General features: G+C 68.5%; 11 protein-coding genes. 5 read left to right on the top strand and 6 right to left on the bottom strand.

The genetic code is table 11. The features are described from left to right. The first annotated feature begins 85 nt into the window (after positions 1 to 85). The gene (locus E3O32_RS02140; RefSeq protein ID WP_134506529.1) at positions 86 to 1,021 is read left to right on the top strand and encodes a J domain-containing protein; all 936 of its coding nucleotides are present in this window, start codon (positions 86 to 88) and stop codon (positions 1,019 to 1,021) included. Here the strand turns inward: E3O32_RS02140 and E3O32_RS02135 are convergent. Together E3O32_RS02135 and E3O32_RS02130 are read right to left on the bottom strand one after the other, a co-directional pair. Next, positions 1,018 to 1,893, bottom strand: a complete 876-nt coding sequence (locus E3O32_RS02135) for an HAD family hydrolase (RefSeq protein WP_134506527.1) — start codon at positions 1,891 to 1,893, stop codon at positions 1,018 to 1,020. The genes E3O32_RS02140 and E3O32_RS02135 overlap by 4 nt on opposite strands. Positions 1,894 to 1,915: 22 nt before the next feature. Next, the gene (locus E3O32_RS02130) at positions 1,916 to 2,128 is read right to left on the bottom strand and encodes a hypothetical protein (protein ID WP_134506525.1); all 213 of its coding nucleotides are present in this window, start codon (positions 2,126 to 2,128) and stop codon (positions 1,916 to 1,918) included. Positions 2,129 to 2,185: 57 nt separating this feature from the next. Here E3O32_RS02130 and E3O32_RS02125 point away from each other — a divergent pair, with 57 nt between their 5' ends. Next, positions 2,186 to 2,548 (top strand): hypothetical protein, encoded by a 363-nt coding sequence (locus E3O32_RS02125; protein WP_134506523.1) that lies wholly within the window; start codon positions 2,186 to 2,188, stop codon positions 2,546 to 2,548. Positions 2,549 to 2,629: 81 nt separating this feature from the next. On the opposite strand, the gene E3O32_RS02120 is transcribed toward E3O32_RS02125, so the two are convergent. Continuing rightward, positions 2,630 to 5,149 (bottom strand): FAD-dependent oxidoreductase, encoded by a 2,520-nt coding sequence (locus E3O32_RS02120; RefSeq protein ID WP_134506521.1) that lies wholly within the window; start codon positions 5,147 to 5,149, stop codon positions 2,630 to 2,632. Between the two features lie 289 nt (positions 5,150 to 5,438). Between E3O32_RS02120 and E3O32_RS02115 the strand changes: the two genes are divergently transcribed. After that, a complete protein-coding gene (locus E3O32_RS02115; protein WP_134506519.1) occupies positions 5,439 to 7,745 on the top strand; it encodes an MMPL family transporter in 2,307 nt (768 codons plus the stop codon). On the opposite strand, the gene E3O32_RS02110 is transcribed toward E3O32_RS02115, so the two are convergent. The 3 genes from E3O32_RS02110 to E3O32_RS02105 form a co-directional block, all read right to left on the bottom strand. Continuing rightward, positions 7,742 to 9,112: an MFS transporter gene (locus E3O32_RS02110; protein ID WP_134506911.1), complete on the bottom strand. Its 1,371-nt coding sequence runs from the start codon at positions 9,110 to 9,112 to the stop codon at positions 7,742 to 7,744. The genes E3O32_RS02115 and E3O32_RS02110 overlap by 4 nt on opposite strands. Before the next feature lie 431 nt (positions 9,113 to 9,543). Continuing rightward, entirely contained in the window at positions 9,544 to 9,699 is a 156-nt protein-coding gene (locus E3O32_RS17145; protein WP_166790752.1) for a hypothetical protein, read from the bottom strand. Between the two features lie 232 nt (positions 9,700 to 9,931). Further along, complete coding sequence (locus E3O32_RS02105) at positions 9,932 to 11,548, bottom strand: isocitrate lyase (RefSeq protein WP_134506517.1); 1,617 nt, start codon at positions 11,546 to 11,548, stop codon at positions 9,932 to 9,934. Between the two features lie 231 nt (positions 11,549 to 11,779). On the opposite strand from E3O32_RS02105, the gene E3O32_RS02100 reads away from it, so the two are divergent. Together E3O32_RS02100 and E3O32_RS02095 are read left to right on the top strand one after the other, a co-directional pair. Continuing rightward, the gene (locus E3O32_RS02100) at positions 11,780 to 13,156 is read left to right on the top strand and encodes an FAD-binding oxidoreductase (protein WP_134506515.1); all 1,377 of its coding nucleotides are present in this window, start codon (positions 11,780 to 11,782) and stop codon (positions 13,154 to 13,156) included. Beyond that, positions 13,153 to 14,490, top strand: coding sequence for a class I SAM-dependent methyltransferase (locus E3O32_RS02095; protein WP_134506513.1), 1,338 nt, complete (start codon positions 13,153 to 13,155; stop codon positions 14,488 to 14,490). Before E3O32_RS02100 ends, E3O32_RS02095 begins: the two co-directional genes overlap by 4 nt. Positions 14,491 to 14,599: the final 109 nt, after the last annotated feature.

Genomic DNA, 14,599 nt, shown 5'->3' with positions numbered 1-14,599 from the left:
CGTGGCGCGTGCGGCGAGATTCCAGCAACCATCGGTAGGGTGAACACAGGAAAATCGACCGTTGAACCTGAAAGTGACCGCGAGGATGTCTGAAAGCCCGGCCGCGGCTTCACCATATGAGGTGTTGGGCGTCACGCCGTCGGCGAGCGCCGACGAACTTCGCCGCGCGTACCGCCGCCTGCTCCGCCAGACGCACCCCGACGTCGGCGGCAGCGCCGTGCAGTTCCACGCGGTGCAGGTGGCCTGGGAACGGGTGGGCACGCCGGACAGCCGGGCCGCCTACGACCGCCGGCGCTACCCGGACTCCGGTGAGCCGCCCGTTCGCACCGCCCACGCCTCGGCGCAGACCGCCGGCCAGGCCACCCGCTCCGGGGTCAAGGCGAGGATGTACGGCCACCCGGGCGGGCTGGCCCGGCAGCGCTACCTCGACCTCCTGCGCGAGTGGGCCGGCCGTGGCACCACCATCGACGACCCCTACGCGCCGGCGCTCGTGCGGTCGGCCCCGCGGGAGATCCGTCACTGCCTGGCGAAGGCCCTCGCCGAGGAGGTCACCGCCCAGCAGATCAGCGGACTCGGCATCGGCTTCACGGCCTGGCATGACGTTGCCGCGGGCGGCCAGGTCGACAAGATCGACCATGTCGTGCTCGGGCCGGCCGGGCTGTTCGGGGTGCTCTCCGAAGACTGGGGCGCACCCGTCCAGTTGCGGCGCGGCGAGCTGGTCGGCGAGGCCCTCCACGACGAAGACCACCCCGTCGACGACTTCACGGCTGCCGCCCGCGCCCTGGCCAGGTCGCTCCGGGTGCGGTTCACCGCGATCGTGATCGTGCTGCCCGACGACGCCGTCGCGGAGCCCCTGACGGTTCCGGGTCGCGGGCGGCGCCCCACCGTGATCACCGTCCCCCGGTCACGGCTGGTCGGGCTGCTCCGCGACGGCCTGCCCGGCATGGAGCGAGGCAGCTTCGAGAAGGTGTTCGAGCTGCGGAGCCGCCTGCAGGACGGCATCCGCTTCATCGCGGACTAGCGAAGTCCGAGCTTGTCCACCCAGAAGCCGAGGAACTGCGCTCCGGCCTCGTCGTGGATCAGGTCGCCCTCGACGATGATCGGGTAGGGGCGGTCGAGGATGCCGTCGGCCGGCCGCACGTCGACGTGGGACACGTCATAGCCCGCCGCGTGCAGGTGGTCGGCCATCAGGTAGTCGCTGCGCGAGTCCCCGACCGAGCGCCAGACGCTCGGGAGCGGCCCGGACTGGGCGAAGAAGGCGAGCGCGCGCTCGGCGCCCCGGTCCTTGTCGAGGGTGACCGACTCGATGTCGGTCGAGATGATCGTCGGGTCGATCCGGAACGGTACGGCGCCGTCCGCGTCGGCCACAACGCGATCGCCGAACCGCACTCCGAGGCCGAGACCGGTCAGCACCGAGAACGCGGCCTCGTTGAACACGGCGGCGGCGGCCTGGTAGACGGCGTGGTCGGCATCCGTGCGCTGCTCGACGGAGACCATCGCCTGTTTCGTCTCGTCGAAGAACATCGTGTCGGCGAACCGGTCGGCCACCAGCCGGCGCAGGGTCTCGACGGCCTCGGCGGGGAGGGCGACGGAGTCATCGACGACGACCTCGCCGATGCCGTCGGCGGTGATCGGGAACCAGACGGCGCCCTTCTCGCAGACGCCGTACATGCGCATCGTCCCGGGCAGCCCCGCCGCGCGGAGGGGAACGACGACCTGGTCCCGGATGAACGCGACCGACCGGCCGGTGACGAACGCGATCGGAACGTTGGCGCCGGCCAGGGTGATCAGGTCGGTGATGATGCTCGGGGTGGCGATGGTGCGGGTCACCGGGCTGGCGATCGGCCCGTCCACGTCGAGCAGGAGTCCAAGAGGGGAGAGAGGTTCGGGCATGTGTCCATTGTTCCACGCGTCGTCAGAGCGCCACGGCGGCCGCAGGGCTGCCTACCTCGTCTCCGCGACGATGCTCCGTCGTCGCGGTGAGGCGAGGCTGCGCCCCGAGGCAGCGGCCGGTGGCTCTCAGGTGCACCCGGTCGTCGCCGCCCGGTTGGAAATCCAGGGCGGCATCGGGGATGTCAACGGTGACCCGCCCGACACCACCCGTGTCCGCCCGCTGCGTCCGGGGCACTCCGGACGGCACCCTCGGGCTACACGCGGTCGCAGGCAGCGCCTATCCTTGATCGAGATGATTACGAGACGTATGGCCGCCCTGCGGCTGGATATTCCGCTGGAAATGGCGCAGCGGCACGAGCTCCCGTCGCGGATGACCGAGGCCGAGCTGAGCGAGATCGAGCGCAACCCCCCGGCCTGGCTGGTGCAGTCGCGTGCCAATCGAACCGGCAAGAAACCCGTCTGGGTGGAGCTCAGCTGTGACGTCTGCGGTTTCTCCGAGGCGGCACGCCCGAAGAAGTGGTGGCCGGCCTTCACCTACCTGACCTGCGACTACCACGGTTCGGACGAGCTGCCCGATCCCGCCGACGGCATGAGCCGCACCGAGGTGGACGGGATCGGGACCCGGTTCATCGGCATCGTCGACGAGGCCCCATAACCCGGGCTCCCCGCCCAGCCCCGCCCGGCGCTGGCGCGGTCCTGGGGCCCCGACCACCATCGTCGACGGAACCGTCCGCGGCTAGATGAACAGGGTGGTGGTCGACTCCGCCGCTTCGCCGAGGAAAGTGGCGACTCCGCCGAGTTCGACGCCGTCCATCAGGTCCGACGGCGCGATGCCGAGCAGGTCCATGGTCATGGTGCAGCCGATCAGCCGCGCGCCGCCGGCCTGGGCCGACGCGATCAGCTCGGGCAGGGAGGCTACCGCGTTCTCCTTCATGACCTTCTTGATCATGGCCGCGCCGGCGCCCAGCATGTTCATCTGCGACAACGGCATGCTCCCGGCGCTGGAGGGCATCATGGTCGCGAACATCTTGTCCATCAGCTTGCGTTCGCGCTTGGGCGGATCGATACGGCGCAGGGCGTTGAGCCCCCAGAAGGTGAAGAACATCGACACCTCCTCGCCCATGGCGATCGCGCCGTTGGCGATGATGAAGGCCGCGATGACCTTGTCGAGGTCGCCGGAGAAGACGACGAACGAGGTCTTGCCGGGCCGGGGCTCCGCCGGCGTGATGGCCGAGGTGGTCGCCGCGGAGGCCGCCCCGCCCTTGCGCATGGTCGCCACGTAGCCGGATCCCTCCGGCTCGATCGCGAGGAGCTGGTGGCCGTTTCGCCTGGCCCAGACCGGTGCGTCGCTGGCGAAGCCGGGGTCCGAGACGTGCACGACGAGCTCGTCGCCCGAGGTGAGTGACTTCATCTTGTCGGAGAGCTTCATGATCGGCCCGGGGCAGGCCAGTCCCGAGCAGTCCAGGTCCACCCGGAGCCCGGTGCCCTGGCTGCGCGCCGTCGACCGCGCGGCAGCCGCACGAATGTCGACGGATTCCGCGTAGGCGGTCATCGGCAGGGGTGGTTCGTCACTGTCCGGCTTGACCTCGTGCCAGGAGCGGAACGTGTCCGACCCGCCGGAGAGGGTGGCGATGTCGGTGAAGCCGCGCTGCACGAGCGCACGGTAGGCCAGGTAGCTGCGGAAGCCGACCGCGCAGTACAGCCGGAACGGAGCCGTCCGGTCCCAGGCCTCGCTGGCCGAACGGATGTCGCCGAGCGGCACGTTCTCGGCCCCCGGCAGATGCCAGATCGAGAATTCCTCCGGAGTGCGCACGTCGATCAGTCGGCTGCCGCGGGTCGCCTCGGGGTAGTCCTGGGCGTACCAGAGGGTGAGGTCGCCACGGAGCACGTTGCCGGCGACAAAGCCGGCCATGTTGACCGGGTCCTTGGCCGAGCCGAATGGCGGGGCGTAGGCCAGCTCGAGTTCTTCGAGGTCGTAGACGGTCAGGCCGGCGCGGAGGGCGGTGGCGAGCACGTCGAGGCGCTTGTCCACCCCGTCGAAGCCGGCCGCCTGGGCGCCGAGGATTCGGCCGGTGTCGGGGGAGAAGAGCACCTTCAGCTGCATCATGGCCGTGCCGGGGTAGTACCCGGCGTGCCCGGAGGGGTGCACGTGCACCGCCCGGTAGGGAACCTCGGCGGCGAGCAGCTGGCGCTCGGTGGCGCCGGTGCCGCCCGCGACCATGTCGAACACCTTCACGATCGAGGTGCCCTGGGTGGACCGGTATTCGGTCGTGCGGCCGCAGATGTTCTCGGCGGCCACTCGGGCCTCCCGGTTCGCCGGGCCGGCGAGCGGGGCGAGCCACTGCCCGGGCAGCACCGTGTGGGGGGTCTCGACGGAGTCGCCCGCGGCCCAGATGTGCGGGTCGGAGGTGCGCATGTGCGTGTCGACGGTCACTCCGCCGCGCGGGCCGAGCTCCAGCCCGGCGTCCCTGGCGAGCAGGGTGTTCGGGCGCACACCGGCGGAGAGGATGACCAGGTCGGCCTCGAGCACGGACAGGTCGGTCAGTTCGACGTTCAGCCCGCCGTCCTTCCGTTCGGTGAACGCGGCGGCCGCCGTGGATAGGTGCAGGGTGATCCCCCTGCTCCGCAGGTGGTGCTCCACCGGCACCGACAGCTCATGGTCGAGCGGGGGGAGGATCTGGTCGCTCATCTCGACAACGTCGACGAGTGCGCCGCGGTGCTTGAGGTTCTCGGCCATTTCGAGCCCGATGTAACCGGCGCCGATCACGACGGCCCTGACCGGTCCGCGTGCGCCGGTGGCGGCCTGCGCGATCGCGGCGTCGAGCTGCGCCTTGATCACGTCCATGTCGCCGATCCGCCTCAGCACGTGCACGCCCGGCAGGTCGATGCCTGGCAGCGGAGGGCGCAGCGGTTCGGCGCCGGTGCAGAGGGCAAGGGCATCATAATGTTCGACGTATTCGCGTCCGCTGTCGACCTCACGGATCGAAACGGTCTGCGCCGCCCTGTCGATGGCGGTGACCTCGTTCCCGACCCGCACATCGATGTCGAGGGATTCACGCAGGCTTTCCGGGGTTTGTAAGAGGAGGCGGCTGCGATCTGTGATGACTTCGCCGATATGGTACGGCAGGCCACAATTGGCGAAGGAGACGTGATGGCCCCGTTCGAGCACGATAATTTCAGCGAACTCATCCAGACGGCGAGCACGCGCGGCGACTGAAGCGCCAGCGGCGACCCCGCCAACGACGACGATCTTCATGGAAGTGCCTTTCGGTTGGCCGGATCAGCGACAGGGCCAACCCGGCAGATACCCCCAAGGGTATGTTGGGGTCTAGTGCTGAGGCTACACCTCGACCGGCCGGAGGGCCGAATCGACACTCGGCGGGCGTACGGCCCCGTTGCGTGCTTTGATGGCCGCGTGAGTGCCGCATCCGCACCCGCCGGGTCACAACCGCCGAAGGAACGAAGGCATGGTGAACTCAGCACCCACGCCCTGACCCGGGGGAGTACTTTGGCGATAGCCGCTCACTTCCGAAGGACGACTGACCATGCTGCGCACTCTCGGGGTCTTCATCGCCCGCCACCGCTTCATCGTGCTCATCGCCTGGGCCGCCCTGCTCGGCGTCTTCGTCGCGACAGCGCTCGGCGGGGTCGCCGGGGAGACCCTGTTCCAGCGGCTCTCCAGCGCTGGCCCCACGGTGAAGGGCGAGGCCAGCGAGGCGGAGCAACTGCTCCAGGGCACCGGCAACACGGACACCGAGTCGTTGTCGCTGCTGATCTATGGCGTCGCGCTCTCCCCGGCCCAGGCTCGCGCGGCCGGGCCGGCCACGATCCTCGCCGAGGCCGCGGCGGACCTGAGGAAGATTGACGGCGTGACCGGGGTGGTCAACCCCCTGGAGATCCCGCCGCTGCCCAACGGCCAACCGAACCCTGCCGCGGCGCCGCTGTTCGCAGCGGACGGCCGGGGGCTGCTCCTGAACGTCGCCATGTCCACGAGCGACGGCCGGCTGAGCGACGCGGTGCTCACGCCCGTCCAGGCCCGGCTCGAGGCGGCCGCCCTCGACCTGAGGGAGGCCGCGCCCGATGCGACTGTCGAGGTGGGCGGCACCCCCTTGCTCGTGGACTCGCTCGTCGCCGTCGCCGAGGCCGACCTGCAGAAGGGGGAGCTGATCTCCCTTCCCATCGCCCTCGTGGTCATGCTCCTCATCTTCGGCGGGTTCCTGGCGGCCGGCATCCCGTTGATAGGTGCGATCGCGTCCATCGTCGGCGCCCTCGGCACGCTGTACGGCTTCAGTTTCCTGATGGACATCGACACGACCGTGCTCAACGTCATCACGGTGATCGGCCTCGGTCTCTCCATCGACTATGGCCTGCTCATCGTCAGCCGCTTCCGGGAGGAGTTCCGGGCGCTCGTCCTCCGCACGCCGGCAGCATCGCGGCCGGCCGACGGGGCGCAGGATGCCCCGGCGCACCGTGGCAGGGATGAGCCCGACGGTCAGAGCAGGCATGACCGCCACGAACTCATGCTCCAGGCGGTGGGGATCACCATCGACACGGCAGGGCGAACGGTGCTCTTCTCCGGGCTGACCTTCGCCATCGCCACCGTGGGCCTGCTCGTCTTCGAGCCCACGATCATCCGTGCCATCGCAGTCGGCGCCGTCTCGGTCGTGCTGATCGCCATCCTGACGGCGCTCGTGCTCGTTCCGGCGCTGCTCGGGTACTTCGGCGAGCGATTGCTGCAGCCCGGCCTGCTGACCCGCATCCCCGGCCTGGGCGGACTCCTCACCCGGTTCGGCGACGTGGCGCCCAAGGAAGGTGTCTTCTCCAAGCTCACCCGGGGTGTGCAGCGGGCCCCGGCCCTGATCGCCCTGGTCGGGATCGCGGCATTGCTCCTGCTCGGCAGCCCCGTGCTCGGCATGAACGTCACGAACAGCGGCTCGGACGCCATCCCCAGGTCGTCCAGCCAGTACGGTTTCGTGACCACCCTGAACGACCACTTCCCGCTGGCCACCGGGGCGAAGGTACAGCTGGTCTCCGACACCGACGAAGCCTCCGCCGCGGCCTGGGCTGATCAGGTCCGGGCGTTGCCGCACGTCACCGACGCCGCCCCGCCGGCCCAGGTCAACGGCCTTTGGGTCTCCCGGGTCAGCGTCGACACCCACGAGGGGCCGGCGGTGGTGCGGGAGATCCGGGCCGACCGGCCCGCGTTCACCAACTGGGTGGGCGGCTCGGATGCTGCGTCGGTGGACTACACCGACTCGCTCCAGCGCGGTGCGCCGTGGGCGGCTCTCATCATCGCCGTCGCCACGTTCGTGCTTCTGTTCCTGATGACCGGGTCGGTGGTCATCCCGGTCACGGCCCTGGTCATCAGCACGATCTCGCTCGGAGCCTCGGTGGGAGTGCTGGTCTGGGGATTCCAGGAGGGCAACCTCTCGGGGGTGCTCAACTTCGACCCGGCCACCATCTCGGGCGTCGACCCGCTCGTGCTGACCCTCGTCCTCACCTTCGGCTTCGGTCTGGCCATGGACTACGAGATGTTCCTGCTCTCGCGGATCAAGGAACACCACGATCAGGGTGAGGGCACGCGGCTGGCGATCGAGACCGGCCTGCAGAGCTCAGGCAGGATCATCACCTCGGCCGGCCTGATCATCGTGCTCGTCTTCGCCGGGTTCGCCACCGGGGACCTGTTGCAGATGAAGCAGATCGGCATCGCGCTGGCGGTCGCGGTGCTCCTGGACGCCACTCTCGTGCGCGCCGTGCTGGTGCCCTCGGTGATGACGTCGCTGGAGCGGATCCTCTGGTGGTCGCCGGGCTGGATGCATCCGTTGCACGCCCGGTTCGGACTGCGCGACTAGACCGGGCGGTTCCGCGGTGGGGTGCGCGGCATCGACACGGCGGCCGCCACTGTGAACGCCGCGGTGATCACCACGGCGAGGAACACGGCTCCGGATGCCGCCTCCACAGTGGCCGGATAAGCCGTCGAGGCGCGAGAAACGGTCGGCCCGGCGGCCAGGAAGATGCCGTTGGCGACCGCCCCGAAGATCGCGACCCCGACCGCGCTGCCCACCGACCGGGAGAACAGGTTGGCCCCGGTCACCACTCCGCGTTCATCCCACTCCACGCTGGACTGGGCGGCGATCAGTGTCGGCGTCGCCACGAGGCCGAGTCCCAGCCCCACCACGAAACAGCTGGCCGCCACGATGTAGACCGATGGTGAGCCCGAGGTGGCAGCCAGCGCCACGACCCCGAGCATCACGAACACCATGCCGATGAGCGCGGTGCTGCGGAACCCGATCCGGAGGTAGAGGCGCCCGGAGAGCGAGGCCGAAATCGGCCAGCCGATGGTCAGGGCGGCGAGGGCGAGGCCAGCGACCAGCGGCGCGGTTCCGAGTGCCCCTTCGAGGTAGGTCGGCACGAACGAGGTGAGGCCGATCAGGATCGCGCCGACACCGACCGAGACGAGGGCGCTGCTGAGCAGGAGGTGCCGTCGGAACACCCAGAGCGGCAGCACCGGCTCGGCGGCCCGGCGCTCGGCGAACCCGAAACCGACGAGCAGGACGGTACCCAGGCCGAACGCGCCGATGCTCGCCGGTGAGTTCCAGGCCCAGGCCTGACCACCCTCGAGCACCGCCAGGATCAGGAGGCTGAGCGCGCCGGTGAGCAATCCGGCGCCGAGGAAGTCGATCCGGTGGCGGCGTGGCTCGACGCTCTCGTGGAACGCGCGGAGCAGCATCACGGCGGCCAGGACGCAGAGGGGGATGTTGACGAAGAAGATCCAGCGCCAGGACAGGAATTGGGAGAACAACCCGCCGAGGGTCGGCCCGACCACGGAGGAGACGGCCCAGACGCTGGCCAGGTAGCCCTGCACCTTGGCGCGCTCAACAACGGTGTAGATGTCGCCCGCGATGGTGACGGCCATCGGCTGCACGGCGCCGGCGCCGAGGCCCTGGATCGCGCGGAAGGCGATCAGCGCGGGCATGCTCCAGGCCAGTCCGCAGAGCACCGAGCCGAGCAGGAACAGTCCGATGCCGACGAGCACGATCGGCTTGCGGCCGAGGGTGTCGGCGAGTTTCGCGTAGACCGGGACCGACACGGCCTGGGCGAGCAGGTAGATCGAGAACAGCCATGGGAACTGGGCGAATCCGCCGAGGTCCTTCACGATCGTCGGCACCGCCGTGGCCAGGATGGTCGCGTCGATCGCGACCAGCCCGGTGGTCAGCATCAGTGCGATCAGCACAGGGCCGCGCTCGGAGCGGAAACCCACATCGACGTTACTCACTGGCACCCATCCGTCCGGGGCCGGCGCCCACCCTCACTGCAAGCGCCGGAGGCGCCGCGGCATTCCCCTCGGGGCCGAAACCCGAATGCGGCGGCGGTGCTCGCCCGCAAGTAGGCAGGGCACCGCGCCCGGCACGAGAAAGGCCCCGGCGACGAACGCCGGGGCCTCATGCACTGTCTCAACCAGCGCTCGTCCGTTCACAGCAAAGCCGCTCACGGAAGTCTGGTTCGAGCATACAGGTGCCGCGGGGCGGGGCGGAGCCCGGTTGCCGCCGTCGCGATCGATCAGAATTCACAGACTTCCTCATGCAGCCCTGCGACCGCCGCCAGATGGTTTCGGCGAGGCCCGTGTCGGGCCTTGCGCGGAGCCGGAGCCTAGTTGGAGGAGATCGAGTCGTCGGAGTCGAGGTCGTTCTGCCGCTCGCGGAACAGGCTGAGCTGCCGGCGCCGGAACTCGTCGGTCAGGTCGCTGGTGTCCTGGTGATCGGCGTGCGCCGAAACACTCGCAAGGGGTGAAGATTCTGAATTCATGTGCCCGATCTCGGCTGGGGGATGGACCAGTGGTGCGATGTCGGTGGCGACTCAACTGGCTACAGGGACGCTATGTGGTTAAGTCCGGGAAGTCAACAAAACCCGTGGTGATTTCCTGGGCCTCATCGTCGACGGCTCGGGCATCAGCCGCTTCCCGGTCGCCGGCACACCGAAGAAGCCCCAGTCTTCCGACTGGGGCTTCTTCGCTGTCACCTCAACATGCGGCGTCGAATCAGCGGCTGCTCAGGACAGGTTCCTCGAACTGGTTCATCGTGTTGTTCTTGCCACCGGCCTTCAGCGCGGCCTCGCCGGCGAAGTACTCCTTGTGGTTGTCGCCGATGTCGGATCCGGACATGTTCTGGTGCTTGACCGTGGCGATTCCCTCGCGGATCTCCCGACGCTGCACGCCCTTGACATAGGCGAGCATGCCCTGGTCGGCGAAGTACCCCTTGGCCAGATCGTCGGTGGAGAGCGCCGCCGTGTGGTAGGTAGGCAGCGTGATGAGGTGGTGGAAGATGCCGGCCTCGGCCGAGCCGTCGCGCTGGAAGGTGCGGATGCTCTCGTCGGCGATCCGGCCGAGCTCCGTGTCGTCGTAGGTGACGCTCATGAGCTTGGCCCGGTCGTACGCCGAGACATCCTTGCCCTCGGCGGCCAGAGAGTCGTAGGCCTGCTGGCGGAAGTTGAGGGTCCAGTTGAACGACGGGCTGTTGTTGTAGACCAGTTTGGCGTTCGGGATCACCTTGCGCACTTCGTTCATCATTCCGGCGATCTGGGCGACGTGCGGCTTCTCCGTCTCGATCCAGAGCAGGTCGGCGCCGTTCTGCAGCGAGGTGATGCTGTCGAGCACGCAGCGGGCCTCACCGGTTCCCTGGCGGAACTGGAACAGGTTGCTGGCCAGGCGCTTCGGGCGCAGCAGCTTCCCTTCTCGCTTGATCACGACATCGCCGTTGCCGAGTTCGGCTTCGGTGATTTCTTCGACGTCGAGGAAGGAGTTGTACTGGTCACCCAGGTCGCCGGGCTGGTAGGTCACGGCGAGCTTCTGCGTCAGGCCGGCACCGAGCGAGTCGGTGCGGGAGACGATGATGCCGTTGTCGACGCCGAGTTCGAGGAACGCGTAGCGCACGGCGTTGATCTTCGCAATGAAGTCCTCGTGGGGCACGGTGACCTTGCCGTCCTGGTGGCCGCACTGCTTCTCGTCCGAGACCTGGTTCTCGATCTGGATGGCGCAGGCGCCGGCCTCGATCATCTTCTTGGCCAGGAGATACGTCGCCTCGGGGTTGCCGAAGCCGGCGTCGATGTCCGCGATGATCGGTACGACGTGGGTCTCGTAGGTGTCGATCTGCTCCTGGATGGCCGCGGCCGCGGCGTCGTCGCCGGCGGCACGGGCAGCGTCCAGGCCGGTGAACAGGAGATCCAGTTCGCGGGCGTCGGCCTGACGGAGGAAGGTGTAGAGCTCCTCGACCAGCGCGGGAACGGCCGTCTTCTCGTGCATGGACTGGTCGGGCAGCGGACCGAACTCACTCCGCAGCGCGGCGACCATCCAGCCGGACAGGTACAGGTAGCGTTTGTTGGTGGTCTTCAGGTGCTTCTTGATCGAGATCATCTTCTGCTGGCCGATGAAGCCGTGCCACACGCCGAGGGACTGCGTGTAGACGGAGGAGTCGGCGTCGTACTCCGCCATGTCCTTCCGCATGATGTCGGCGGTGTACTGGGCTATCTCGAGGCCGGTCTTGAATCGGTTCTGTGCGCGCATGCGGGCGACCGACTCCGGGTCGATGGCATCCCAGCTGCGACCGACATTGCGCTTCAGCGCTTCGATGGACTCGATGTCGTTCTGGTAGTTGGTCATGTGCATTCCTTCGACGTTGAATTGTGCGGGGCATGGACGGCTGGATCTGCGGCCCGATTTCGGCTGCTATATGAAGAATGCGGCACGGACAACGGGTCTTCTTCAGAGTTCGCGGCAGAACTTTCCCGTTTCTTCTCCGCACGAGAAGAACCTCGTCGCTCGAATCGGTGAGTGCGGGCAGGGTCGCGCCGGGCGGATGCGGCGGATGCGACCGAGGGCTAGCGTGGAGGCGTGTCCACTCCCGCGATCGGCGCACGGACCGCTCACGCCGCAGGCGTGGAGCGCCTCCTGGCGAGCTATCGGGCGGTGCCGCCTGCGGCATCCGTTCGGCTGGCCAAGCCCACCTCGAATCTGTTCCGGTCTCGCGCGAAACCGACCACCAGGGGTCTCGACACCTCGGGATTGACGGGCGTCATCGCGGTCGACCCAGAAGCGCGGACCGCCGACGTGGGCGGCATGTGCACGTACGAGAACCTCGTCGCCGCGACGCTGCCACACGGGTTGGCGCCGCTGGTGGTGCCGCAACTCAAGACGATCACCCTGGGCGGCGCGGTCACCGGCCTCGGCATCGAGTCCACGTCGTTCCGCAACGGGCTGCCGCACGAGTCGGTGCTGGAGATGGACATCCTCACCGGCGCGGGGGAGGTGGTCACGGCCTCGCCCCGTGAGCACGAAGACCTCTACCGGGCCTTCCCCAATTCGTACGGCACGCTCGGCTACGCGGTGCGCCTGCGCATCGCGCTGGAACCGGTCGAACCGTATGTCGCACTCCGGCATCTGCGGTTCCACACGCTCACCGACCTGGTCACGGCGATGGAGCGCATCATTGCGACCCGGGCGGTGGACGGCGACCGCGTGGACTCCCTCGACGGCGTGGTGTTCAGCGCCGACGAGAGCTACCTCTGCGTGGGCACGCAGACGGCGGCACCCGGACCGGTGAGCGACTACACCGGCCGACAGATTTACTACCGCTCCATCCAGCACGGTGACGGTGTCAGGAAGGACCGGCTCACCATCCACGACTACCTCTGGCGGTGGGACACGGATTGGTTCTGGTGCTCGGAAGCGTTCGGCGTGCAGCGTCCGATGATCCGCCGGCTCTGGCCTCGACCGCTTCGGCGCAGCAGCTTCTACGGCACGCTAATGCGCTACGAACAGCGATTCCACATCGGCGACCGCGTCGAGCGACTGGCCGGCCGGCCGGCACGCGAGCGGGTCGTGCAGGACGTCGAGGTGCCGATCGAGCGGAGTGCGGAGTTCCTCGACTGGTTCCTCGCCACCGTGCCGATCACGCCGATCTGGTTGTGCCCGTTACGGCTGCAGGGCGGCGGCTGGCCGCTCTACCCGATCCGACCCCAGCAGACCTACGTCAACGTCGGCTTCTGGTCGACCGTGCCGGTGGGGTCGACCGAGGGGGAGACGAACCGTCTGATCGAACGGAAGGTCAGCGAGTTCCACGGGCACAAGTCCCTGTATTCCGACTCTTATTACACTCCGGAGGAATTCGACGACCTCTATGGCGCGGAAACCTATCAATCCGTGAAGAAGCGGTACGACCCCGATTCACGTCTCCTCGACCTCTATGCGAAGGCGGTGCAACGACGATGACCACATTCAAGGAACTCTTGCCGGAGGAGTCAGGCCAGGCAGCGAGGCCGGGCACTCAAGGGAAGCTCACCCTCGCCCAGATCCTGGAGATCCTCGCCGGCGGGCGGCTCCCGCTGAGATTCACCGCCTATGACGGGAGCGCGGCCGGTCCGTCCGACGCCCCGCTCGGACTGGACCTGAAGACGCCGCGGGGCACAACCTACCTGGCCACCGGCCGCGGTGACCTGGGCCTCGCCCGCGCCTACATCGCCGGAGACCTCGAGGTCCACGGGGTGCATCCCGGCGACCCCTACGAACTCCTCAAGGCACTCGCCGGTGAGCTGGTCTTCACGCTGCCACCGCCGCGGGTGACGGCCAACATCATCCGCTCCATCGGCGCCCTGCACCTGCGCCCGATCGCACCGCCGCCGGAGGAGGCACCGCCCCGCTGGCGCCGCGTCGCCGGGGGGCTCCGGCACAGCAGGACGAGGGACGCCGAAGCGATCCACCACCACTACGACGTCTCGAACACCTTCTATGAGTGGGTGCTCGGGCCCTCGATGACCTACACCTGCGCGTGCTACCCGCATCCCGACGCCTCGCTGGACGAGGCCCAGGAGAACAAGTACCGGCTGGTGTTCGAAAAGCTGCGGCTGAAGCCGGGCGACCGGCTGCTCGACGTCGGGTGCGGTTGGGGAGGCATGGTGCGCTACGCAGCCCGCCGCGGCGTCACAGCCACCGGCGTGACGTTGTCGCAACAGCAGACCGCCTGGGCACAACGGGCAATCGCGGAGCAGGGCCTGTCCGGGCTGGCCGAGGTCCGCTTCGGCGACTACCGCGACATCGCGGAGACCGGCTTCGACGCCGTGTCGTCGATCGGGCTGCTCGAGCACATCGGAGTGCGCAACTACCCGGCGTACTTCGCCTTTCTGCAATCCCGGCTGCGCCCCGGCGGGCTGCTGCTGAACCACTGCATCACCCGGCCGGACAACCGATCCGAGGCGTCCACCCGCGGGTTCATCGACCGCTACGTGTTTCCCGACGGGGAACTCACCGGCTCGGGCCGCATCATCAGCGCAGCCCAGGATGTCGGGCTGGAGGTGGTGCACGAGGAGAACCTGCGCCAGCACTACGCGATGACGCTGCGCGACTGGTGCGCCAACCTCGTCGAGCATTGGGACGAGGCGGTCGCCGAGGCGGGACTGCCCACAGCGAAGGTGTGGGGACTCTACATGGCCGGGTCACGGCTCGCGTTCGAGACCGGCGGTATCCAGTTGCACCAGGTGCTGGCCGTCAAACCCGGTGACGGTGGCCGGGTCGGTGATCTGCCGCTGCGGCCGTGGTGGAATCCCTGAATCGCGACGAACCCGTCGATCGCCCTGGCTTACGTCGCGGACGTCTCGCACGTTCCGCCCAAGTCAGCACGGCCACCCGTGCCCGTAGATCGTGCACGTTCGCGACGTG

Origin of the sequence: Cryobacterium mannosilyticum (assembly GCF_004402705.1) — a bacterium.
Classification (GTDB): Bacteria; Actinomycetota; Actinomycetes; order Actinomycetales; family Microbacteriaceae; genus Cryobacterium; species Cryobacterium mannosilyticum.
This window is presented reverse-complemented; position numbering and strand designations above follow the sequence as displayed.

What these genes read in the sequence shown, in the direction of transcription:
- E3O32_RS02140 (WP_134506529.1), top strand. Translation starts at nt 86, where the DNA reads ATGTCTGAAAGCCCGGCCGCGGCTTCACCATATGAGGTGTTGGGCGTC.
- E3O32_RS02135 (WP_134506527.1), bottom strand. Translation starts at nt 1,893, where the DNA reads ATGCCCGAACCTCTCTCCCCTCTTGGACTCCTGCTCGACGTGGACGGG.
- E3O32_RS02125 (WP_134506523.1), top strand. Translation starts at nt 2,186, where the DNA reads ATGATTACGAGACGTATGGCCGCCCTGCGGCTGGATATTCCGCTGGAA.
- E3O32_RS02120 (WP_134506521.1), bottom strand. Translation starts at nt 5,149, where the DNA reads ATGAAGATCGTCGTCGTTGGCGGGGTCGCCGCTGGCGCTTCAGTCGCC.
- E3O32_RS02115 (WP_134506519.1), top strand. Translation starts at nt 5,439, where the DNA reads ATGCTGCGCACTCTCGGGGTCTTCATCGCCCGCCACCGCTTCATCGTG.
- E3O32_RS02110 (WP_134506911.1), bottom strand. Translation starts at nt 9,112, where the DNA reads ATGCTGACCACCGGGCTGGTCGCGATCGACGCGACCATCCTGGCCACG.
- E3O32_RS17145 (WP_166790752.1), bottom strand. Translation starts at nt 9,699, where the DNA reads ATGAATTCAGAATCTTCACCCCTTGCGAGTGTTTCGGCGCACGCCGAT.
- E3O32_RS02105 (WP_134506517.1), bottom strand. Translation starts at nt 11,548, where the DNA reads ATGACCAACTACCAGAACGACATCGAGTCCATCGAAGCGCTGAAGCGC.
- E3O32_RS02095 (WP_134506513.1), top strand. Translation starts at nt 13,153, where the DNA reads ATGACCACATTCAAGGAACTCTTGCCGGAGGAGTCAGGCCAGGCAGCG.